This is a genomic window from Agrococcus sp. TF02-05, assembly GCF_017565345.1.
Taxonomy (GTDB): domain Bacteria; phylum Actinomycetota; class Actinomycetes; order Actinomycetales; family Microbacteriaceae; genus Agrococcus; species Agrococcus pavilionensis.
In genome coordinates this window covers 37,245-59,268 of sequence record NZ_JAGEKO010000013.1, presented here as the reverse complement: position 1 = coordinate 59,268, position 22,024 = coordinate 37,245, and the positions used below count along the sequence as shown (strand labels likewise).

General features: G+C 72.8%; 21 protein-coding genes. 19 read left to right on the top strand and 2 right to left on the bottom strand.

Annotated features, from left to right (window positions below):
- The first annotated feature begins 60 nt into the window (after positions 1 to 60).
- From prmC to JQT67_RS12580, 17 genes are all read left to right on the top strand, one after another.
- A complete protein-coding gene (gene prmC / locus JQT67_RS12660; RefSeq protein ID WP_307864335.1) occupies positions 61 to 921 on the top strand; it encodes a peptide chain release factor N(5)-glutamine methyltransferase in 861 nt (286 codons plus the stop codon).
- A 51-nt stretch (positions 922 to 972) separates the two neighbouring features.
- Entirely contained in the window at positions 973 to 1,641 is a 669-nt protein-coding gene (locus JQT67_RS12655) for an L-threonylcarbamoyladenylate synthase (RefSeq protein ID WP_208065115.1), read from the top strand.
- Positions 1,642 to 1,645: 4 nt separating this feature from the next.
- On the top strand, positions 1,646 to 2,833 hold the full coding sequence (locus JQT67_RS12650) for an MraY family glycosyltransferase (RefSeq protein WP_208065114.1): 1,188 nt from the start codon (positions 1,646 to 1,648) through the stop codon (positions 2,831 to 2,833).
- Positions 2,830 to 3,291, top strand: a complete 462-nt coding sequence (locus tag JQT67_RS12645; protein ID WP_021011153.1) for a hypothetical protein — start codon at positions 2,830 to 2,832, stop codon at positions 3,289 to 3,291. The genes JQT67_RS12650 and JQT67_RS12645 overlap by 4 nt, the downstream gene beginning before the upstream one ends.
- Positions 3,292 to 3,457: 166 nt before the next feature.
- Complete coding sequence (gene atpB / locus JQT67_RS12640) at positions 3,458 to 4,279, top strand: F0F1 ATP synthase subunit A (RefSeq protein ID WP_200860973.1); 822 nt, start codon at positions 3,458 to 3,460, stop codon at positions 4,277 to 4,279.
- Positions 4,280 to 4,313: 34 nt separating this feature from the next.
- Positions 4,314 to 4,550 (top strand): ATP synthase F0 subunit C, encoded by a 237-nt coding sequence (gene atpE, locus JQT67_RS12635; RefSeq protein WP_092667153.1) that lies wholly within the window; start codon positions 4,314 to 4,316, stop codon positions 4,548 to 4,550.
- Between the two features lie 7 nt (positions 4,551 to 4,557).
- Positions 4,558 to 5,109 carry a F0F1 ATP synthase subunit B gene (locus JQT67_RS12630; RefSeq protein ID WP_208065113.1) on the top strand — a complete coding sequence of 184 codons (552 nt, stop codon included), beginning with the start codon at positions 4,558 to 4,560 and terminating at the stop codon, positions 5,107 to 5,109.
- Positions 5,109 to 5,891, top strand: a complete 783-nt coding sequence (locus JQT67_RS12625) for a F0F1 ATP synthase subunit delta (RefSeq protein WP_208065112.1) — start codon at positions 5,109 to 5,111, stop codon at positions 5,889 to 5,891. The genes JQT67_RS12630 and JQT67_RS12625 overlap by 1 nt, the downstream gene beginning before the upstream one ends.
- A 27-nt stretch (positions 5,892 to 5,918) precedes the next feature.
- A complete protein-coding gene (gene atpA / locus JQT67_RS12620; RefSeq protein WP_021011158.1) occupies positions 5,919 to 7,553 on the top strand; it encodes a F0F1 ATP synthase subunit alpha in 1,635 nt (544 codons plus the stop codon).
- A gap of 23 nt (positions 7,554 to 7,576) precedes the next feature.
- Positions 7,577 to 8,461 carry a F0F1 ATP synthase subunit gamma gene (locus JQT67_RS12615; RefSeq protein ID WP_021011159.1) on the top strand — a complete coding sequence of 295 codons (885 nt, stop codon included), beginning with the start codon at positions 7,577 to 7,579 and terminating at the stop codon, positions 8,459 to 8,461.
- A gap of 18 nt (positions 8,462 to 8,479) precedes the next feature.
- Positions 8,480 to 9,940 carry a F0F1 ATP synthase subunit beta gene (gene atpD / locus JQT67_RS12610; RefSeq protein ID WP_021011160.1) on the top strand — a complete coding sequence of 487 codons (1,461 nt, stop codon included), beginning with the start codon at positions 8,480 to 8,482 and terminating at the stop codon, positions 9,938 to 9,940.
- Positions 9,940 to 10,197: a F0F1 ATP synthase subunit epsilon gene (locus JQT67_RS12605; protein WP_021011161.1), complete on the top strand. Its 258-nt coding sequence runs from the start codon at positions 9,940 to 9,942 to the stop codon at positions 10,195 to 10,197. Before atpD ends, JQT67_RS12605 begins: the two co-directional genes overlap by 1 nt.
- Positions 10,194 to 10,913 (top strand): peroxide stress protein YaaA, encoded by a 720-nt coding sequence (yaaA, locus tag JQT67_RS12600; protein WP_208065111.1) that lies wholly within the window; start codon positions 10,194 to 10,196, stop codon positions 10,911 to 10,913. Before JQT67_RS12605 ends, yaaA begins: the two co-directional genes overlap by 4 nt.
- A gap of 59 nt (positions 10,914 to 10,972) precedes the next feature.
- Positions 10,973 to 12,592, top strand: a complete 1,620-nt coding sequence (locus JQT67_RS12595; RefSeq protein WP_208065110.1) for an HNH endonuclease signature motif containing protein — start codon at positions 10,973 to 10,975, stop codon at positions 12,590 to 12,592.
- A gap of 41 nt (positions 12,593 to 12,633) precedes the next feature.
- Positions 12,634 to 14,325 (top strand): ATP-dependent DNA helicase RecQ, encoded by a 1,692-nt coding sequence (locus JQT67_RS12590; RefSeq protein WP_208065109.1) that lies wholly within the window; start codon positions 12,634 to 12,636, stop codon positions 14,323 to 14,325.
- A 32-nt stretch (positions 14,326 to 14,357) separates the two neighbouring features.
- The gene (locus JQT67_RS12585) at positions 14,358 to 14,705 is read left to right on the top strand and encodes a TfoX/Sxy family protein (RefSeq protein WP_208065108.1); all 348 of its coding nucleotides are present in this window, start codon (positions 14,358 to 14,360) and stop codon (positions 14,703 to 14,705) included.
- 41 nt (positions 14,706 to 14,746) lie between these two features.
- Positions 14,747 to 15,700, top strand: coding sequence for an aldo/keto reductase (locus JQT67_RS12580; protein WP_208065107.1), 954 nt, complete (start codon positions 14,747 to 14,749; stop codon positions 15,698 to 15,700).
- A 3-nt stretch (positions 15,701 to 15,703) separates the two neighbouring features.
- Here the strand turns inward: JQT67_RS12580 and JQT67_RS12575 are convergent, their stop codons facing one another.
- Together JQT67_RS12575 and JQT67_RS12570 are read right to left on the bottom strand one after the other, a co-directional pair.
- The gene (locus tag JQT67_RS12575; protein ID WP_208065106.1) at positions 15,704 to 17,434 is read right to left on the bottom strand and encodes a gamma-glutamyltransferase family protein; all 1,731 of its coding nucleotides are present in this window, start codon (positions 17,432 to 17,434) and stop codon (positions 15,704 to 15,706) included.
- On the bottom strand, positions 17,431 to 19,638 hold the full coding sequence (locus JQT67_RS12570; protein ID WP_208065105.1) for a heavy metal translocating P-type ATPase: 2,208 nt from the start codon (positions 19,636 to 19,638) through the stop codon (positions 17,431 to 17,433). Before JQT67_RS12570 ends, JQT67_RS12575 begins: the two co-directional genes overlap by 4 nt.
- Before the next feature lie 112 nt (positions 19,639 to 19,750).
- On the opposite strand from JQT67_RS12570, the gene JQT67_RS12565 reads away from it, so the two are divergent.
- Both JQT67_RS12565 and JQT67_RS12560 read left to right on the top strand, forming a co-directional pair.
- Entirely contained in the window at positions 19,751 to 20,821 is a 1,071-nt protein-coding gene (locus JQT67_RS12565; RefSeq protein WP_208065104.1) for a DUF4192 family protein, read from the top strand.
- 9 nt (positions 20,822 to 20,830) lie between these two features.
- Positions 20,831 to 22,021 carry an FAD/NAD(P)-binding oxidoreductase gene (locus JQT67_RS12560; RefSeq protein ID WP_208065103.1) on the top strand — a complete coding sequence of 397 codons (1,191 nt, stop codon included), beginning with the start codon at positions 20,831 to 20,833 and terminating at the stop codon, positions 22,019 to 22,021.
- The last annotated feature ends 3 nt before the right edge of the window (positions 22,022 to 22,024 follow it).

Below are 22,024 nucleotides of genomic sequence, written 5' to 3'. Positions count from 1 at the left end.
CTCGCACCGCCCTGCGCATTCCCGCACGTCGTCGACGGCTGCTCGGGCTACCGTGATGGCGTGCAGCCCTCCTCCGTCTCCGACGCCGTGCGCGACGCCCGCGCGCGGCTCTCCGCTGTCGGCATCGAGGGTCCCGACGCCGAGCTGCTAGCCGCGTGGGCGTCCGGCTCCTCCTTCGGCGAGCTGCGCGTCGAGATGGCGATGGGGCGTGCCTTCGAGGCGGATGCGCTGGCGCGGTTCGCGCGCGCGGTCGCGCGTCGCGAGTCGCGCGAGCCGCTGCAGCACATCACCGGCACCGCGCCGTTCCGCCACGTCGACCTGCGCGTCGGCCCCGGCGTCTTCACGCCGCGGCCCGAGACGGAGCTGCTCGTCGACGTCGCGCTGCGGCACCTCCGCCGCGCCGAGTCGGCGCTCGTGCTCGACGTCGGCACCGGCAGCGGCGCCGTCGCGATCGCGATCGCGCGCGAGTCGGGCGCTCGCGTCGTCGCGGTCGAGCGGAGCCCCGCCGCCTACGTGTGGGCGCGCCGCAACTTCGACGAGCTCGCGCCGGAGGCGACGCTGCTGCACGCCGACGCGCGCGACCTCCAGGCGCTCGCCTCGGCCGGCGTCTCGCCCGGCTCGCTCGCCGCCTTCGTGAGCAACCCGCCCTACGTGCCCGACGCATCCGTGCCCCTCGACCACGAGGTGCGGCACTTCGACCCGCACGCGGCGCTCTACTCGGGCGCCGACGGGCTCGACCTCATCCGCAGCCTCGCGCCGCTCGCCGCCGACCTCCTCGCGCCCGGCGGGCTCGTCGCGTTCGAGCACGCCGAGCACCAGGGGGAGGCGATCCGCGAGATGCTCGCCGACGCGGGCTTCACGCGCGCGCACACGCACGCGGACCTCGCCGGTCGCGATCGGGTGACGGCCGCCATCCGGTAGCGGCGGCGGCCGACGCCGCCGAACCGCCATGGGCCGAACTACCATGGCTTGGTGCCCGCGCTCTACGACTGCTCCGACCCCGCCTCCCTGCTCGACGGCATCCGCGCGGCTCGCACGGCCATCGCGGCGGGGCGCAGCATCGTCATCCCGACCGACACGGTCTACGGCATCGCGGCCGATGCCTTCTCGCACGAGGCCGTCGCCGGGCTGCTCGCCGCGAAGGGCCGCGACCGCGGCTTCCCGCCGCCCGTGCTCGTCGCCGACCGCCACATGGCGGCGGCGCTCGCCGAGCGCGTGCCGGCCGAGCTCGAGCCGCTGCTCGACGCGCACTGGCCCGGCCCGCTCACGGTGATCCTGCGCGCCCAGCCCTCGCTCACGTGGGACCTCGGCGACACGGGCGGCACGGTCGCGATCCGCGTGCCCGACCACCCGATCGCGATCGGCCTGCTGCGCGAGACCGGCCCGCTCGCCGTCTCGAGCGCGAACCTGCACGGCATGCCCGCGCCGACCGAGGCGGCGGCCGCTGCCGAGATGCTCGGCGACCGCGTCGCGCTCGTGCTCGACGCCGGGGCCGTCGGCGGCTCGGCCGCGCCGGGGGAGCAGAACGGCTCGACGATCCTCGACTGCTCGACCGACGGAGTGGCCCGCATCGTCCGCCAGGGGGTGCTGCCGCGCGCGACGATCGCCGCCGCGATCGGCGAGCTGCTCGCCTCGGGGTGACGCCGTGATCTTCCTGCTCATCGCCGCCGTCGCGGCCGTCGTGACGTTCATCGCGAGCCGCATCGTGCTGCGGCTCGCGCTCAAGCACGGCATCCACCCGCCGGTGCGCGAGCGCGACGTGCACTCGCGGCCGACGCCGCGGCTCGGCGGCGCGGCGATGTGCATCGGGGTGATCGCCGCGCTCGCGGTCGCCTCGCTCGTGCCGGAGTTCGCAGGGGTGTTCGACGAACCCGTGCGGGTGTGGACGCTCCTCGGCGGCGCGATCGCCATCTGCGCGATCGGCGTGCTCGACGACCTCGTCGACCTCGACTGGATGCTCAAGCTCGGCGCGCAGATCCTCGTCGCGACGAGCGTCGCGCTCTTCGGCGTGCAGATCGTGAGCCTGCCGATCGCGGGCATCGTCGTGCCCTCGGCGACGATGGCGATCTCGCTCACCGTGCTCATCATCGTGCTCGTCATGAACGCCGTGAACTTCATCGACGGCCTCGACGGGCTCGTCGCCGGCACGACGATCATCGGCTCGACCGCCTTCTTCGGCTACATCTGGATGATCAGCCAGAACTTCGCGCAGCAGAACGCGTACTTCTCGCTCGCGAGCCTCATCACCTCGATCATCGTCGGCGTGTGCGTCGGGTTCCTGCCCGTCAACTGGCACCCGGCGCGGATGTTCATGGGGGACGGCGGCGCGCTCATGCTGGGCCTGCTGACCGCGGCGAGCGCGATCGCCGTCACGGGCCAGATCGACGTCGGCACGATGGGCGGCCGGAGCCAGATCCTGCCCGCCTTCATCCCCGTGCTGCTGCCGCTCGCGATCCTGCTCCTGCCGCTGACCGACTTCGCCCTCGCGGTCATCCGCCGGGTCGCGAACGGCAACAGCCCGTTCGCCGCCGACCGGCGCCACCTGCACCACCGCCTGCTCGACATGGGCCACTCGCACCTCGGCGCGGTGCTCATCTTCTACTCGTGGACCGCCGTCGTCTCGATCGGCTGCCTGCTCTTCCTCATCGTCCAGTGGTGGGTGGCGGTCGGTATCATGGTGCTCGGGTTCATCGTGTGCGCCCTGGCCACGGCCGCGCCCGTCGGTCGCAGGGTCTGGCGCACGTTCCTGCGAGTGATGCGCGAGCGTCGCGCTCGCCGCACCGGACTCCAGCCGACCAGCGCCAGCATCGACTCCCAGGGGGACTCCCGGTGACCACCACCCAGATCATGCAGCGCATCCTCGTGTGGGGCGCGATCCTCGCCGCCGCGGTCGCCGTCGTCGGCGGCGTCATCGGCTGGATGCTCGCCGAGGGCGCGGGCCTCGCCTCTGCGCTCGTCGGCACCGCGCTCGCGATCGTCTTCTGCATGCTCACCGCCGGCAGCATCCTGCTCGCGCTCAAGGCGTCGAGGGGCCAGATGGTCTCCGGGGCCTTCTTCGGGATCGTGCTCGGCGGCTGGCTGCTGAAGTTCGTGCTGTTCATCGTGCTCGTCTTCGTGCTCGGCGACCAGGACTGGCTGCACCGCGGCGTCGCCTTCGGCGCGCTCGTCGCCGCCGTCATCGGATCGCTCGTCATCGACTGCGTCGTGATCGCGACGAGCCGGCAGCCCGTGATCGACAGCGCTGCGGACGACGAGACGCAGGGCCGACCGGCCTCCGGCGCCCGCGCGTGAGCGCCGCAGGACGTCGAGCCATCACGATCCCCTCTGATAGAGTCGTTGACGTTCCCCCAACTGCGCCGCTCGTCATCGAGCGCGTCTGCGCGAGGGGGCGCACCGACGTCAAGAAGGCGCCAGGCGCCACGAGCTTGAGGAAGAGACGCTGAACGCCGTGTTGTCGATGCTGGCCTCCGCTGCCAACGAGCCAGAGCCGTTCCACCCGCCGTCGATCGCGGAGTTCTTCCCGCAGGTCTTCCTGTTCATGGAGCCGACGGTCTCGTGGCTCGGGAGCGAAGAGCCGATCTTCGGCATCAACCGCATCATGCTCATCCGCATCCTGGCGGCGCTCGCGATCATCCTGATCTTCGTGCTGGGCACGCGGAAGATGAAGCTCATCCCGACGCGCGGCCAGAGCATCATCGAGCTCGGCCTCGGCTTCGTCCGCGACGGCATCGTCTACGACCTCCTCGGCGAGAAGGACGGCCGGCGCTTCCTGCCGATCATCACCACGATCTTCTTCATGGTCCTGGCGATGAACATCACGGGCATCATCCCGTTCCTCAACATCGCGGGCACCTCGGTGATCGGCGTGCCCCTCGTGCTCGCGATCGTCTCGTACATCGCGTTCATCTACGCGGGCGTCAAGAAGCACCCCGGCGCGTTCTTCAAGAACTCGCTCTTCCCGTCCGGCGTGCCGTGGCCGCTCTACATCATCGTGACGCCGATCGAGTTCGTCTCGACCTTCGTCCTGCGCCCCGTCACGCTGACGCTGCGACTCATGATGAACCTGTTCGTCGGCCACCTGCTGCTCGTGCTGTTCTTCGCCGCGACGCACTTCTTCTTCTTCTCGGCCGGCGGCTTCTTCACGCTCTTCGGCGTGGGCACCCTCGCCTTCGGCTTCGCCTTCACCGTCTTCGAGATCCTCGTCGCGGTGCTGCAGGCCTACGTCTTCGCCATCCTGACCACCGTCTACATCCAGCTCGCGCTGGCTGAAGAGCACTGACCCCGGACCCTCCGGACAACCGAAAGGAACGACCGTGGACAACGCCACGACCATCCTCGCCGAGATCAACGGCAACATCGGCACCGTCGGCTACGGCCTCGCGGCCATCGGCCCCGCCATCGGCGTCGGCATCGTCGTCGGCAAGACGATCGAGGGCGTCGCCCGCCAGCCCGAGCTCCAGGGCCGCCTGACGGTCCTCATGTTCATCGGCATCGCCTTCACCGAGGCACTGGCGTTCATCGGCATCGCCACGTTCTTCTTCATGGTCTGACGCCCTGATGCTCACCACTCCTCTCTTCCTCGCGGAAGAAGCGGGGGAGACCGCTCAGAACCCGCTGCTTCCGGCCCCGTACGACATCATCTGGTCGGCGGTCATCTTCGTCGTCCTCCTGCTGGTCTTCTGGAAGGTCGTCCTGCCTCGCGTGCAGGCGCTGCTCGACGAGCGCGCCGCGGCGATCGAGGGCGGCATCAAGAAGGCCGAGGAGGCGCAGGCCGAGGCGGCTGCGGCGCTCGAGTCGTACAACACCCAGCTCGCCGAGGCTCGCGCCGAGGCCGCTCGCATCAAGGACCAGGCTCGCGCCGACGCCGCGCGCATCGAGGCCGACCTCAAGGCTCGCGCCAACGAGGAGGCCGAGCGCATCACCGCCCAGGCGCACCAGCGCATCGAGGCGGAGCGCCAGGCCGCGTTCTCGTCGCTCAAGACCGAGGTCGGCTCGCTCGCCCTCGACCTGTCCGAGAAGGTCGTCGGCGAGTCGATGGACGACGCGCGCTCCGCGGCGATCGTCGAGCGCTTCCTGGCCGACCTCGAGCGCGAGGGAGCGAACCGCTAGTGGGCAGCGCGACCAGCCAGGCGCGAGCCGGCATCGACGAGGCCGTCCTGGCCCAGCCGCAGGCGGGGCTCGAGGACGCGCGAGACCTCTTCCGGGCATCGCGCGCACTCGAGCGCAGCCCGCAGGTGCTCTCCTCGCTCGGCGACGCGGTCTCGTCGCCCGACTCGCGCGCCGCTCTCGCGCAGCGCGTGCTCGGGCAGCTGGGTGGAGCGGCGGTCTCGATCGTCGCGCACCTCGCTCGCCAGCGCTGGTCCGAGACGGACGACCTGCTCGCCGCGATCGACGAGGCGGCCGTCCGGATCGCCGTGCGCTCGACCGGCGACGACGTCGTCGGCGAGATCGCCTCCTTCGAGCGCATCGTCGCCTCCGACGCGCAGCTCGAGCTCGCGCTCGGCGGCCTGCAGGGCTCGGCCGACGAGAAGGCGGCGCTCGTGCACCGACTGCTGTCGGGCCGCGCGAGCGAGACGACGCTCGCGATCCTCGACCACCTCGTGCGCGCTCCGCGCGGCCGCCGGATCGGCCAGCGCCTGCGCTCGGCCGCCAAGCAGGTCGCCGCCGCGGCCGGCCGCTCGCTCGCGACGGTCACCACGGCTCGCGAGATCAACCCCGCCCAGCTCGACCGGCTCCGCGCCGGTCTCGAGCGCCAGTACGGCCGCACGCTGCAGCTGCAGCAAGTGGTCGACCCGGCCGTGCTCGGCGGCCTGCGCGTCTCGATCGGCGACGACGTCATCGACGGCACCGTCCGTTCCAAGCTCACCGACCTGCGCCTGTCGCTCGGCTAGGTCGAAGAAACCCGAACAGGAAGACACATGTCAGAGCTCACCATCAGCCCCGACGAGATCAAGGGCGCCCTCGCCGACTTCGTCTCGTCCTACGAGGCGTCGACCTCGACGACCGCCGAGGTCGGGCACGTCGTCGACGCGGCCGACGGCATCGCGCACGTCGAGGGCCTCCCCGGCGTCATGGCGAACGAGCTCGTCCGCTTCGCGGACGGCACGCTCGGCCTCGCCCAGAACCTCGACGAGACCGAGATCGGCGTCGTCGTCCTCGGTGAGTTCGACGGCATCGAGGAGGGCATGGAGGTCACCCGCACGGGTGAGGTCCTCTCCGTCCCCGTCGGCGAGGGCTACCTCGGCCGCGTCGTCGACCCGCTCGGCAACCCGATCGACGGCCTCGGCGAGATCGCCTCGAGCGGCCGCCGCGCCCTCGAGCTGCAGGCGCCCGGTGTCATGCAGCGCAAGTCGGTGCACGAGCCGCTCCAGACGGGCATCAAGGCGATCGACGCCATGATCCCGATCGGCCGCGGCCAGCGCCAGCTCATCATCGGCGACCGCCAGACCGGCAAGACGGCGCTGGCGATCGACGCGATCATCAACCAGAAGGCCAACTGGGACTCGGGCGACGTCAACAAGCAGGTCCGCTGCATCTACGTCGCGATCGGCCAGAAGGGCTCGACCATCGCATCCGTGCGCGGCGCCCTCGAGGACGCCGGCGCGATGGAGTACACGACGATCGTCGCCTCGCCGGCCTCCGACCCGGCCGGCTTCAAGTACCTCGCGCCGTACTCGGGCTCGGCCATCGGCCAGCACTGGATGTACGAGGGCAAGCACGTCCTGATCGTCTTCGACGACCTGTCGAAGCAGGCAGAGGCCTACCGCGCCGTGTCGCTCCTCCTGCGCCGCCCGCCGGGCCGCGAGGCGTACCCCGGTGACGTCTTCTACCTGCACTCGCGCCTCCTCGAGCGCTGCGCGAAGCTCTCGGACGAGCTGGGTGCCGGTTCGATGACGGGCCTCCCGATCATCGAGACCAAGGCCAACGACGTCTCGGCGTACATCCCGACCAACGTGATCTCGATCACCGACGGCCAGATCTTCCTGCAGTCCGACCTGTTCAACGCCAACCAGCGTCCCGCGGTCGACGTCGGCATCTCGGTCTCGCGAGTCGGCGGCGACGCGCAGGTCAAGTCGATCAAGAAGGTCTCCGGCACGCTCAAGCTCGAGCTCGCCCAGTACCGCTCGCTCGAGGCGTTCGCGATGTTCGCCTCCGACCTCGACGCGGCCTCGCGCCGTCAGCTCGAGCGCGGCGCGCGCCTGACCGAGCTGCTGAAGCAGCCGCAGTACTCGCCGTACCCCGTCGAGGAGCAGGTCGTCTCGATCTGGGCCGGCACGAACGGCAAGTTCGACGCGGTGCCCGTCAACCAGGTGCTGCAGTTCGAGGCGGAGCTCCTCGAGCACCTGCGCGGCACGAGCACGGCGCTCACGACGCTGCGCGAGACGAACGTGCTCGACGACGCCACGCTGGCGACGCTCGAGTCCGAGGTCGACGAGTTCGCGCGCAACTGGCAGGGCAAGGATGCCGCGAGCATCACCGACCCCGGCACCGAGGCGAACAACCCGATGGTCGAGGACGTCAACCAGGAGCAGATCGTCAAGGGCCGTCGCTGACGCGAGCTCGCTGAGGAGGCGGAATGGGAGCCCAGCTCCGGGTCTACACGCAGAAGATCAAGTCTGCGCAGTCGACCAAGAAGATCACGAAGGCGATGGAGCTCATCGCTGCATCGCGGATCCAGAAGGCGCTCGCCCGCGTGCAGGCGTCGAACCCGTACGCACGGGCGCTGACGCGCGCCGTGAGCGCGGTGGCCACGTTCTCGAACGAGCCGCACCCGCTCACGGTGGAGCGCGCGCAGCTCAAGCGCGCGGCGATCGTCGTCGTCACGTCGGACCGCGGCCTCGCCGGCGCGTTCAACTCGCAGATCCTCAAGGAGGCGGGTGAGCTGCGGGCGAAGCTCGAGGCGGAGGGCAAGGAGGTCGACCACTACCTGGTCGGCAGCAAGGCCGTCGGCTACTTCAAGTTCCGCCAGCGCCCGTACATCCGGGAGTGGACGGGGGAGTCGGACGTGCCCACGCCCGAGCTCGCGCAGGAGATCGCCGAGGCGGTGCTCGAGGCCTACGTCTCCGAGCAGGTCGACGAGATCCACGTCGTCTACAACCGCTTCGTCAGCATGATGACGCAGGACCCGACGACGGTGCGGCTGCTGCCGCTCGAGATCGTCGAGGCCGAGAGCGCCGACAAGGCCGAGCACTTCCCGCTCTACCAGTTCGAGCCCGAGCCCGCGCTCGTGCTCGACGCGCTCCTGCCCGTCTACGTCGAGAGCCGCATCTTCAACGCGCTGCTTCAATCGGCCGCCGCCAAGCAGGCCGCGACGCAGAAGGCGATGAAGTCGGCATCCGACAACGCCGACAAGCTCATCATCGACTACACCCGCCTGCGCAACAACGCGCGCCAGGCCGAGATCACGACGCAGATCTCCGAGATCGTGGGCGGCGCGGACGCCCTCGCCTCGGCGAAGTAGCCACGAAAGGCAAGCACAATGACCATCACTGACACCCCCGTCGAGCAGCGCCAGGCTGCCGTCGGCCGCGTCGCGCGAGTGACCGGGCCCGTCGTCGACATCGAGTTCCCGCACGACTCGCTCCCCGAGGTCTACAACGCGCTCAAGACGACGGTCGACTTCCAGGACGGCTCGGAGCCGCAGGAGATCACGCTCGAGGTCGCCCAGCACCTCGGCGAGGACCTCGTGCGCGCCATCGCCCTCAAGCCGACGGACGGCCTCGTCCGCGGCCAGGAGGTGCGCGACACCGGCGAGTCGATCACCGTGCCCGTCGGCGACGTCACGAAGGGCAAGGTCTTCAACGTCATCGGCGAGCCGCTCAACCTCGGCGAGGGCGAGACGCTCGAGGTCACCGAGCGCTGGTCGATCCACCGCAAGGCGCCCTCGTTCGACCAGCTCGAGTCGAAGACGCAGCTGTTCGAGACCGGCATCAAGGTCATCGACCTCCTCACCCCGTACGTGCAGGGCGGCAAGATCGGCCTCTTCGGCGGCGCGGGCGTCGGCAAGACGGTCCTCATCCAGGAGATGATCCAGCGCGTCGCGCAGGACCACGGCGGTGTCTCGGTGTTCGCCGGCGTCGGCGAGCGCACCCGTGAGGGCAACGACCTCATCCACGAGATGGAGGAGGCGGGCGTCTTCGACAAGACCGCCCTCGTCTTCGGCCAGATGGACGAGCCGCCGGGCACGCGCCTCCGCGTCGCCCTCTCGGCGCTCACGATGGCGGAGTACTTCCGCGACGTGCAGGGCCAGGACGTGCTGCTCTTCATCGACAACATCTTCCGGTTCACGCAGGCCGGCTCCGAGGTCTCGACGCTGCTCGGCCGCATGCCGAGCGCCGTCGGCTACCAGCCGAACCTCGCCGACGAGATGGGCATCCTGCAGGAGCGCATCACCTCGACGCGCGGTCACTCGATCACCTCGCTGCAGGCGATCTACGTGCCGGCCGACGACTACACCGACCCGGCCCCGGCCACGACGTTCGCGCACCTCGACGCGACGACGGAGCTCAGCCGCGAGATCGCGTCGAAGGGCCTCTACCCGGCCGTCGACCCGCTCACGTCGACGAGCCGCATCCTCGACCCCCGCTACCTCGGCGAGGACCACTACCGCGTCGCGACGACGGTCAAGCAGATCCTCCAGAAGAACAAGGAGCTGCAGGAGATCATCGCGATCCTCGGTGTCGACGAGCTCTCGGAAGAGGACAAGATCGTCGTCAACCGCGCGCGCCGCATCCAGCAGTTCCTCTCGCAGAACACCTACATGGCGAAGAAGTTCACCGGTGTCGAGGGCTCCACGGTGCCGCTCAAGGAGACGATCGAGTCGTTCGACGCGATCGCCAAGGGCGAGTTCGACCACGTGGCCGAGCAGGCGTTCTTCAACGTCGGCGCGATCTCGGACGTCGAGGCCAAGTGGGCGCAGATCCAGAAGGAGAACGGCTGATGGCTCTGACCGTCAGCATCGTGTCGGCCGCGGCCGAGGTGTGGACGGGCGAGGCCACGCAGGTCATCGCCCGCACCACCGAGGGCGAGATCGGCATCCTGCGGGGTCACGAGCCGGTGCTCGCCGTGCTCGCCGAGGGCCAGGTGCGCGTCACCGACGCCTCCGGCACGGTGCACGCGGTCGACGCTGAGGACGGCTTCCTCTCGGTCGACCACGACCGGGTCGAGATCGTCGCGCGGAACGCCAAGCTCGCGTGATCGTCCTGCTGCCGCCCAGCGAGACGAAGGCGGCAGGCGGGACGGGAGCGCCGCTCTCGACGGCCAGTCTGGGATTCCCCGGGCTGGCCGTCGGCCGTTCCCGGGCGCTCGCCGCGCTCGACCGCCTCGTCGCCGAGGGGCAGGACACCTCGACGCCTGCGAAGGCCCGCGCCGCGGCCGACAACGCGGCCGTCCGCAGCGCGCCGACGATGCCCGCGATCGAGCGCTACACGGGCGTGCTCTACGACGCGCTCGGCGCCGCCGAGCTGCCCGCCGCCGCCCGCGCGTGGGTCGACGACCACGTCGTCATCCAGTCGGCCCTGCTCGGCTTCGTGCGCGCATCCGACCCCATCCCCGCCTACAAGGTCTCGGAGCACTCGAAGCTACCCGGCGAGCGGATGCGCGACCTGTGGTCGGGCGCGGGCCATGCGATCGAGGGCTTCGCGCTCGACCTGCGCTCGAAGGCGTACGCGGCGCTCGCGCCGGTGCCGGGCGCCGAGCCCGTCGAGATCGTCTCGCCCGAGGGCAAGGCGCTCAACCACTGGAACAAGGCGGGCAAGGGCGCGCTCGTGCGCTCGCTCGCGCTCGCCGGCGTGCAGGCGGAGACGGCGGATGCGCTGCTCGAGTGGGCGGCGTCGGCCTCCGTGCCGCTCACGCGGGCCGAGCGCGGGCTGCGGCTCGTCGTGCAGGATCCGCGGCTCGTCGGGGCTGGCTGAACCGGAGGAGTTCTCCACAGGCGCGCGGCGATGTCAGTGGCCCGTGATGGGATGCGCGCATGCACGAGGGCAGGGAGCACGAGGAGGGCGTCTTCAATGCCGCCGCGCTCGCCGCCGCCGGCGTCGATGCGCGCGCGGTGATCGCTCTCATCCGGGCCGGTGTCGTGCTCGATCCGCTCGGGCGCTCGGCCGAGGAGCTCGCGCTCGAGCTGAGGGACCTCGACGCGGAGGCCCGCGGCTTCCGCGTGATGCGCGCCTCGTTCGGGCTCGTGCGCAGCGGCAAGCTCGTCGCGATGCTCGCGTGGGAGCTGTCGCACATCGACGAGCCGCTGCCGCCGGAGCTCGCGCGCCTCGCCGACGACGACGAGTTCGCGCACCGCATGCGCACGATCGAGCTGCGCTCGGCTCGCATCGAGGGCGAGCGGCGAGCGCTCATGGCGCGGCACGTCCAACGGGCCCTCGACGGCCCGGGCGACACCGCGATGGCCGTGCGCGAGCTCGCGTCGATCGCCGCTGTCGCCCTGCACCTTTCGCGGCGGAGCGTCGAGACCCGCATGCAGGCCGCGTGGCACACCGTCACCGAGCTGCCCGTCGCCCACGAGTCCGCGGCCGCCGGCCGCATGTCGCTCGCCCACCTGCGCGTGATCGAGGACGAGACGCGCGGCCTCCGCGCGAGCGGCGACACCCCCGAGGACGACCGGCGTCGGGTCGAGCGGCAGCTCGTCGCGCTCGCCGAGACCACCTCGCCCGGCCGGCTGCGCGATCGCTCGAAGCGCATCGTCGACTCGGCGCTCACCGAGCCGCTGCAGCAGCGCCACGACACGGCGAGGGAGCAGCGCGGCGTCCGGTTCGTCGACGTCGGCGACGGCATGGGCGACCTCATCGCGCGCGTGCCGGTCGTGCGCGGCATGGCGATGCTCGACCGGCTCTCGCAGGCCGCTCGGAGCAAGCCGAAGGACGATCCGCGCACGTTCGACCAGTTCTGCGCCGACGCGCTGTGCGAGGTGGTCATGGGCGGCGTCGTGCCCGACGGCGTGCACGGGCTCGACAACCTCACGGCGCACGTCTCGGTGCTCGTCCCGGCGACGACGCTCGTCGCCGCCGGCGGCCCCGACGACAACCCGGCACTCGACCCGACCGCGCTGCGGTTCCCCGCGGCGCTCGACGGCCGGGTGCTCGTCGACCCCGAGACCGCGAGGCGGCTCGCGCTCGGCGCCGCGGTGTGGGAGCGGCTCTTCACCGACCCGGTCTCGGGCGTCGCCGTCACGGTCGACTCGCGGCGGCCGAGCGCCGAGCAGGTCCGCTGGCTCCGCGCTCGCGACGGCGGGTGCCGCGCGCCGGGCTGCGCGTGCAGCGGGCGTCGCGCCGACCTCGACCACACGATCGCGTGGGCGCAGGGCGGCCCGACCTCGATCGACAACCTCGCGGCGCTGTGCCGCAGCGACCACATGCTCAAGCACGCCTCGCGCTGGAGCATGCGGCAGCTCGACCACGGCGTCGTCGAGTGGACGAGCCCGCTCGGCGAGGTGATCGTCGACGAGCCGCGACCGGTCGGGCCGACGTTCGACGAGCTCGAGCCCGCGCTGCCGCCGCCGCGAGCGCGATGGGGCGAGCCGCTGCCGCGGCGCGGTCCGCCGGGGCCGTCGCCCGCGCCCGACGCCGAGCCGCCGCCGTTCTGACGCTGAGGAGCGCGGTCAGCCGCGCGATCTAGCATCACCGCATGCCTCCCCGCTCCTCGCGCGCCGATCAAGCCGCCGGTACCGACCGGGGGAGCGTGGGCGACCGCATCCTCGCCGCCGCCCGAGAGTACGGCTGGGAGGAGCTCCGTCCCGGGCAGCGCGAAGCGGTCGAAGCGGCGGTCGAGGGGCACGACGTGCTCGCCGTGATGCCGACGGGGCACGGGAAGTCGGCGATCTACCAGCTCGCCGCGAAGCTCCTCGACGGGCTCACGGTCGTCGTCTCGCCGCTCATCGCGCTGCAGCGCGACCAGGTCGAGCAGCTCGAGGAGCTGGGCGCCGATCCGGCGGTCGCGGTCAACTCCTCGCAGCGCGTCGGCGAGAATCGCGAGGCGTGGGAGGAGCTCGAGGCGGGCGACGCCGAGTTCGTCTTCCTCGCCCCCGAGCAGCTCGCGCGCGACGAGGTGCTCGAGCGGCTGCGCGAACTGCGGCCGTCACTGCTCGTCGTCGACGAGGCGCACTGCGTCTCGGCGTGGGGCCATGACTTCCGGCCCGAGTACCTCCGGCTCGGCCACGTCGTCGAGGCGCTCGGGCACCCGACGACCGTCGCGCTCACCGCGACCGCCGCGCCGCCCGTGCGCGAGGAGATCGTCGAGCGGCTGCGCATGCGCGACCCGCGCGAGGTCGTGCGCGGCTTCGACCGCCCGAACATCTTCCTCGAGGTGCAGCGGCACAGCGACGACGACGCCAAGCGCGACGCGATCGTCGAGCGAGCGATCGCCGAGGCGAAGCCAGGGCTCATCTACGTCGCGACGCGCAAGGACGCCGAGCGCTACGCGGAGGCGCTCGCCGAGGCCGGCGTGCGCGCCGAGGCGTACCACGCCGGGATGTCGCGCGCCGAGCGCGAGCGCGTGCACGACGCCTTCAGCGACGGCAGCGCCGAGGTCGTGGCGGCGACGTCGGCCTTCGGCATGGGCATCGACAAGGCCGACGTGCGCTTCGTGCTGCACGCCGCGCCGCCCGACTCGCTCGACTCGTACTACCAGGAGATCGGCCGCGGCGGCCGCGACGGCGAGCCCGCGCTCGCGGCGCTCTTCCACCGGCAGGAGGACTTCGGAGTCCACCGCTTCCGGACGGGCGGCGGAGCCGATGTCGACATGCTCTCGGCGGTCGCCTCGCGCGTCCGGCGCGCGAAGCAGCCCGTCCCGCCCGAGCGGCTGCGCGAGCGGCTCGACGTCGGCGCGAGCCGGCTCACCTCGGCGGTCAACCTCCTCGAGCAAGCGGGGGCGGTCGAGACGACCGACGACGGCGACCTCGTGTGGCGGGAGGGCACGGTCAAGCCCGCGGTCGAGGAGGCGGCTCGCATCGCCGAGGCGCGGCGCCGCGTCGACCGCTCGCGCGTCGAGATGATGCGCGGCTACGCCGAGACGGGCGGCTGCCGGCGGCGGTTCCTGCTCGGCTACTTCGGCGAGGAGCTGCCCGAGCTGTGCGGCGCGTGCGACACGTGCCGCTCGGGCTCGGCCGAGCGCATCGAGGAGGCGCGCGAGTCGGCGGATGCGTCGTCCGACACGGCGGGGGACTGGGCCGTGGGCCAGCGCGTGCGGCACGAGTCGTGGGGCGAGGGCGGCGTCGTGAGCGACGACGGCGACCGCATCACCGTGCTCTTCGACGAGGAGGGCTACAAGACGCTCGCCCTCGAGGTCATCGAGCGCTCCGGAGTGCTGCAGCCGCTCTGACGCGACGGCCGTGCTGGTGCCATGATCGACGCATGCCGAACCGGCCAGAGACGCTCGAGCGCATCCTCGCCGCCCTCGACCCGCTGCCGATCCGCCTGCAGCCGATGTTCGGCGAGCATGCCCTCTACTGCGACGACCGCATCTTCGCCTTCGTGTGCGACGACACGCTGCTGCTCAAGCTCGTGCCGGAAGCGGCCGAGCTCACCGAGCCGCTCGCGCGCGGCGAGGCGTACCCGGGCTCGAAGCCCTACGGGATCGTCGAGGTCGATCGGCTCGACGACGTCGACTGGCTGCACGAGACGGTGCAGACGATCGCGGCCACGCAGGTGCCGAAGCCGCGGAAGGCCTCCGGTGCGCGGAAGGCGAAGCCCGCTCGGTAGCCGTGCAGGATCGCCCGAGCGCGCGATCTAGGCTTGAGCGCATGACGCGCACTCTCGGCAACTCCGGCATCGAGGTCTCGCCCATCGGGCTCGGCTGCAACAACTTCGGCCGCAAGGGCACCCGCACCGAGGACCAAGCGGGCACCGACGCCGTCATCCACGCCGCGATCGACCACGGCATTACGCTCTTCGACACCGCCGACATCTACGGCAACCCGGCCACGACCTCCGAGTCGCTCATGGGCGTCGCCCTCTCGAAGGCGGGCAGCGCCGCGCGCGACAAGATCGTGCTCGCGACGAAGTGGGGCCACCAGGACTTCGCGATCGAGGGCACCGAGGAGTGGGGCGCGAAGGGCGCGCGCGGCTACATCCGCAAGGCCGTCGAGGCATCGCTGCGCCGCCTGCAGGTCGAGCACATCGACCTCTACCAGCTGCACACGCCCGACCCGGTGACGCCGATCGAGCAGACGGTCGAGGCGCTCGACGAGCTCGTCGCCGAGGGCAAGATCCGCGCCTACGGCCACTCCAACCTCTCGGCCGAGCAGATCCGCGAGGCGGCCGCGGTCGAGACCCCCAACGGCTTCTCGACGGCGCAGGACGAGTACTCGCTCGTCGAGCGCGGTGTCGAGCGCGACGTGCTGCCCGCGGTGCTCGAGGCCGGCCTCGGCTTCCTGCCCTACTTCCCGCTCGCCAACGGACTCCTGACGGGCAAGTACTCGCAGGAGTCGTCGCCCGCCGACGCGCGCCTCACGCGCCTCAAGCCCCAGCTGCTCGAGCAGGCCGACTGGGCCCGCCTCGAGCGCTACGAGGAGGTCGTGCGCGGCACCGGTCGCTCGATGCTCGAGGTGACCTTCCAGTGGCTGCTCGCGCAGCAGGCCGTCACGAGCGTCATCGCCGGCGCCACGAAGCCCGAGCAGGTCGCGCAGAACGCGGCGGCCGGCGAGGTCCGGCTCGACGCCGCGACGGTCGAGGCGATCTCCGAGATCTTCGCCTAGCGCTCAGCGCAGCGCGGCGTAGCCCTGCTCGTCGCGCGCGTTCGAGGCGGCGCGGATCGTGCCGTCCGGCTCGTGCGACGCGAACGAGAGGCGACCGAGCGACCAGGGCCCCGCATCCGTCACCGCGTGCCCGCGCGAGCGCAGGTCGTCGATGACCGCCTCGCCGAGCCGTGACTCGACGTGCAGGCCGCCCGGCTCCCACACGCGCGGCTCGAACGACGAGACCAGGTGCGTCAGGTGCCACGAGGGCGCATCGATCGCCGCTTGCGGGTCGAGGCCGAGCACGCGCATGCCGAGCAGCATCGCGAACTGCCACTGATCCTGCTGGTCGCCGCCCGGCGTGCCGAGCGCGGCGACCGCGCCGTCGTCGTCGACGAGCATCGTGGGGGAGAGGGTCGTGCGGGGGCGGATGCGCGGGGCGAGGCTCGTGGGCAGGCCCTCCTCGAGCCAGAGCATCTGGGCGCGCGTGCCGAGGCAGAAGCCGAGCTCGGCGATCGTCGGGCTCGACTGCAGCCAGCCGCCCGACGGGGTCGCCGAGATGACCATGCCGTCCCTGTCGACGACGTCGATGTGGCACGTGTCGCCGCGCGTGGGCTCGCCCGTGCCCGAGCGGGGCGTGCGAGGCACCTCCTCGGCGACGCGCACGGCCGCGAGGCGCGGCTCGCCGCGGAGCGCTCCGGGCCGCAGCTCGAGCGAGGCCCGGTCGCCGATGAGGGCTCGGCGCTCGGCGAGGTAGGCGGGATCGAGCAGCCCGTCGAGGTCGGCGCCGTCGCCGAACCACGCGTCGCGATCGGCGAGCGCGAGCTTCATCGCCTCGGCCGCGACGTGCACGATGTCGGCGGTGAAGGCATCCGCCCGCTCGGGCAGGAGCGGCTCGACGATGCCGAGCGCCTCGAGCATCGCGGGGCCCTGCGACCACGCGCCGGCCTTGTGCACCGTCGTGCCGCGCCACGGCATCGACGTCGTCGGCTCCCACGACGGGCGCCACGCGGCGAGGTCGTCGCCGGTGAGGAGCCCCGCGTGCGCGGCGCCGGAGGAGTCCATCGCCGCGTGTCGCGAGTGCCGGTCGATCGCCTCGGCGACGAAGCCCTCGCTCCACGCCGCGATCGCGGCGTCGCACGCGGCCTCCCGGGAGAGCCCTCGGCCCGCGTCGGCGAGCCGGCGGTAGGTGCTCGCGAGCACGGGATTGCGGATGGCGTCCCACGGCTCGGGCGTCGGCTCGGCCCACAGCTCGGCCGAGGCGGGCCAGTGCTCGCGGAAGAACTCGGTGCGGCCCGCGATCGTGCGGGCGACGCGCGGGAGCACGCGGTGGCCGCGGTCGGCGAGCTGGATCGCGTACTCGAGCACCTCGGCGGGCGACCACGTGCCGTGATCGCGCAGGAGCGTGAGCCACGCGGGCACCGCGCCAGGCACGACGGCCGCGAGGAGCCCGGTGCCGGGGATGTGCTCGATGCCCTCCTCGCGCATCCGCTCGATCGTCGCCGCCGCGGGGGTGGGGCCCTGGCCGGCGAGCACGCGCGGCGCCTCGCCCGGCACGCGCACGATCGCTGGCAGGTCGCCGCCGGGGCCGTTGAGGTGCGGCTCGACGACGTGCAGCACGAAGCCCGCCGTCGCGGCGGCATCGGCCGCGTTGCCGCCCCGCTCGAGCACCGACATGCCGCTCGAGGAGGCGAGCCAGTGCGTCGAGGCGACGGCTCCGAACGATCCCTGCAGCGGCGGTCGGGTGCGCATCATGCCGACACGGTATCGACCTCCGGCCGAGCGGGCGCCGAGGGGCGAGCGGCGCGCACCCGCGCGGCGCTCGCGGCCGGATCGAGGTCGAGGCGGCGGAGCAGCTGTGCGTTGAGCGCGACGACGATCGTCGAGAGCGACATGAGCAGCGCGCCGACCGACATCGGCAGCACGAAGCCGACCGGTGCGAGCACGCCGGCTGCGAGCGGCACCGAGAGCAGGTTGTAGCCCGCCGCCCACCACAGGTTCTGCACCATCTTCCGCGCGCTCTCGCGCGAGAGCTCGACGACCGAGAGCACGCTCCGCGGGTCGGAGCTCGCGAGCACGACGTCGGCGGAGGCGATCGCGACGTCGGTGCCGGCGCCGATCGCGAGGCCCACGTCGGCGCGAGCGAGCGCGGGCGCGTCGTTGACGCCGTCGCCGACGAACGCGATCGTGCGCCCCTCCTCCTGCAGCCGCGCGACCTCGCGCTCCTTGTGCTCGGGGCGCACGCCCGCGGCGACCCGGTCGATGCCGAGCTCGCGGGCGACCGACCGCGCGACCGCCTCGGCGTCGCCCGTGACCATCGCGACCTCGATGCCGAGCCGGTGGAGCGCATCCACCGCCTCGCGCGACTCGGGCCGGATCTCGTCCGCGAGCCGCAGCGCCCCGACCACCTCGCCGTCGACCACGACGTGCAGGATGATCGCGCCCTCGGCACGCCATCCCTCGACGGCGCGGAGCTCGGGGAGCCCCTCTTCAGTGAGCAGGTGCGGTCCGCCGACGCGCACGCGCGCGCCGTCGACGACGGCGGTGACGCCGACCGCGGGGGAGGAGGAGAAGCCGGATGCGTCGGGCACGGCGAGCGCGGCGCGCTCGGCCGCGCGCACGATCGCTCGGGCGAGCGGGTGCTCGCTCGAGCGCTCCGCCGCCGCGGCGAGCGCGAGCACGCGATCGGCGTCGCCGTCGACGGCGAGCACGTCGAGCACGGTCGGCTCGCCCGCCGTGAGGGTGCCGGTCTTGTCGAAGAGCACGACGTCGACGCGGCGCATCGACTCGAGCGCGAGCCGGTCGGCGACGAGCACGCCGCCGCGGGCCGCGCGCTCGGTCGCGATCGAGACGACGAGCGGGATCGCGAGGCCGAGGGCGTGCGGGCACGCGATGACGAGCACCGTCACGGTGCGGACGATCGCGTCGTCGGGGGCGCCGAGCGCGGTCCACGCGACCGCGGTGACGGCGGCGGCGCCGAGCGCGAACCAGAAGAGCCAGCCCGCCGCGCGGTCGGCGAGCCGCTGCGCCCTCGAGGTCGACGCCTGCGCGTCGGCGACGAGCCGGCGGATGCCCGCGAGCGCCGTCGCATCGCCGACCGCGTCGACCCGCAGGCGCACACCGGAGTCGGTCGCGACCGTGCCCGCGACGACGCGCTCGCCCGCGCCGCGCGCGACGGCGCGCGACTCGCCGGTGATCATCGACTCGTCGAAGCTCGCGCTGCCCTCGACGATCGCGCCGTCGGCCGGCACTCGGGCGCCGGGGCGCACGACCACGACGTCGCCAACGCGCAGCGCCGCGGGCGAGACGCGCTCGACGCCGGCCGGCGTCTCCCGCTCCGCCTCGTCGGGGAGGAGCGCCGCGAGCGAGTCGAGCGCCGAGGAGGTCTGGGCGAGCGAGCGCATCTCGAGCCAGTGGCCGAGCAGCATGATGACGACGAGCAGCGCGAGCTCCCACCAGAAGTCGAGGTGGTGGTCGGCGAAGCCGAGCGACGCCGCCCAGGAGGCGACGAACGCGGTCGTGATGGCGAGCGCGATGAGGAGCATCATGCCGGGCCGGCGGCTGCGGAGCTCGCCGACGGCGCCGGTGAGGAACGGGCGACCGCCGACCAGGAACATGGCCGTGCCGAGCACGGGGGAGACCCAGCGCAGCCACGGCGCGTCGGGCAGCTCGTACCCGACGATCGACGCGAACATGCCGCTCAGCAGCACCGTGGGGATCGCGAGCGCGAGCATCCACCAGAAGAGGCGGCGGTACAGGGCGACGTGGTCGCCGTGCCCGCCGTGGCCGGCGTGGCCTCCGTGATCCGCGCCCGCTTCGTGATCCCCATGGGCCGCGTGATCCGGGTGGTGCTGCGCGTGCTGCCCGTGCTCAGCGTGGTGCTCGTGCTGCCGGTGGTCGTGCGCGAGCGGCGAGGGCTCGTGCTCGGCCCCGCGTCCGTCTCGACTTGTCGTGCTCATGCCAGCAACATATACCCCCTGGGGGTATGCGGCAAGGCCGCGATCGGACGCCTCTCCACAGGCGCACGTCGGAGCCGCCCCGTCGACCCGCGCGATGCCGCACCCTGCGCGCATGGAGACCGTCAAGATCCGAACGCCGCAGTCGCTCCTGCGCATGCTGCCTCGCCTCGTCGGGCGCATCGAGGCGCCGTCGCTCGTCGCGCTGCCCTTCTCGCGCGGCCGATCCGGCATGCCGATGGCGCTCGACCTGCCCGATCGCCGCTCGGCCTCGCCGATCGCCCAGGCGGTCCGCCGCGGGGCTCGCGGGGCCGAGGCCGTCGTGCTCGTCGCGTGCCTCGAGCAACCGCTCGGTGCGGGCCCGCTCCCGCACGCCGACGACCTCGTCCGCGTCGCCCGCCGGCTCGAGCGGAGCGGCATGCGCGTGCTCGAGCTGCTCGCGCTCGCGCCTGACGCGTGGGGCGACTACGCGTCGCCCGGTGGCGCGCGCGGCCCGCTCGCGGAGCTCGAGCTGCTCGACGATCCCGCGCCCGGCGTGCCCGAGCCGCCGCCCATCCCTGCCGTGCCGGAGGGCCGGGGGAGCGCCGCGGCGCTCGAGGTCGCCGCGTGGCTCGGCGAGCTGCAGGGCGGCGACGTCGCCGCGGCGCGCGACGACCCGATCGCGGCGCTCGAGCTCGCCGTCTCGCTCGCCGATCGGCTCGACGATGGGCCGGGCGTGCTCGGCGTCGACCCGGCGAAGGCGGTGGCGCTCGCGATCGCGCTCGTGGCGAGCCCCGCGCAGCGCGACCTCGCGATCGAGCTCGCGATCGACGGCAGGGCCGCCGCCGAGCGCACGCTCGACGCCATCGAGGGCGACGCCGCGACCGAGGCGGCCGCCAATCGCTTCCTCGGCGTGGGGCCGGCGCCCGACGCCGAGCGGCTCCGCGACCGGCTGCGCCGATGGACGGCGATCGCCGAGTCGACCCCGCTCGAGCTGCGCGCACCGCTGCTCGTCATCGTCGGCTTCCTGCACTTCTTCCTCGGCCGTGGCCGATCCGCGGGGCGGTGCGCGGAGCTCGCGATGGCGATCGACCCCGCGCTCACCATGGCCCCGCTGCTGCGCGACATCGTCGACGCGAAGGGGGCGCCGGACTGGGTGCTCGGGACCGGCACCGAGGTCGGCGCACGCCCAGCGACCGAGGAGTAGCGTCTGGCCATGGCGGCAGAGCGAGTGCACGACGTGCTGGTGGTCGGCGGGGGCAACGGCGGTCTCTCGGCAGCGGCCCACCTGCGTCGCCGGGGATGCCCCGACGTCGGGCTCATCGAGCCCTCCGAGCGGCACGTCTACAAGCCGCTGCAGAACTACGTCGGCACGGGCCTCGCGAGCGACGACGAGCTGTCGAGGCCCCAGGCGTCGCTCATCCCCGATGGCGTCGAGTGGCTTCGCACCGCGGCGGTCGCGATCGACCCCGAGCGGCGCGAGGTGCGCTGCGCCGACGGCTCCGTCGTCCGCGGCCGCGACCTCATCGTCGCGACCGGCGCGGTCATCGACTGGAGCCTGCTGCCCGGCGCGACGGAGGCGCTCGCGAGCGGCCTCGCCGTCACGACCTACGTCGACACCGAGCTCGCCCGCACTCGCGAGCGCATCGCGGGCTTCACCTCCGGCCGCGCGATCTTCGAGCTGCGTGGGCAGCCCGTCTCGGGGCGGGAGACCGCCCTCAAGCCGCTCTTCATCGCGTGCGACACGTGGCGCGCGAACGGCGTGCTCGACGCGATCGAGGTCATCCTCGTGCACGACGGCGACCGCCTGCACCCCGTCGACGCGATCGCGGCCGAGATCCGCCGCCACCTCGACCGCTACGGCATCGAGGCGCGGCCCTCCACCCACGTCGTCGCGCTGCGCGGTGACGAGGTCGACCTCGCGGGGCCGCGCGGCACGATCCCCGAGCGGGCCGACCTCGTCCACCTCCACCCGCCCTACCGCGCGCCGGAGGTCATCCGGGAGTCGGGCCTCGACGCCGACGGCACCGGAGGGTTCGCCGCCGTCGACCCCGAGACGCTCCGCCACCCGACGCATCCGCGCGTGTGGGTCGTCGGCGACGCGGGCGACCTCGGCGACGCCCGCACGGGCGGCGCCCTCCGCGAGCAGGTGAAGATCGCGGTCGAGAACATCCGCCGCTCGCGAGCCGGCGAGCCGCTCGAGCGCTACGACGGCTACACCGTCGCGCCGATCGCCACGTCGCGGCGGAGCCTCTCGTTCGGGGAGTACGACCGCGAGCTGCGCCCGCGCCACTCGCTGCCCCTGCCGGCGCGCGGCCAGATCCGCTCGAGCCCGCTCTGGTACGCGCTCGACCGGCACGCGCTCCCGCAGATCTACTGGAACCGCATCCTCAAGGGCCGCTTGTGACGG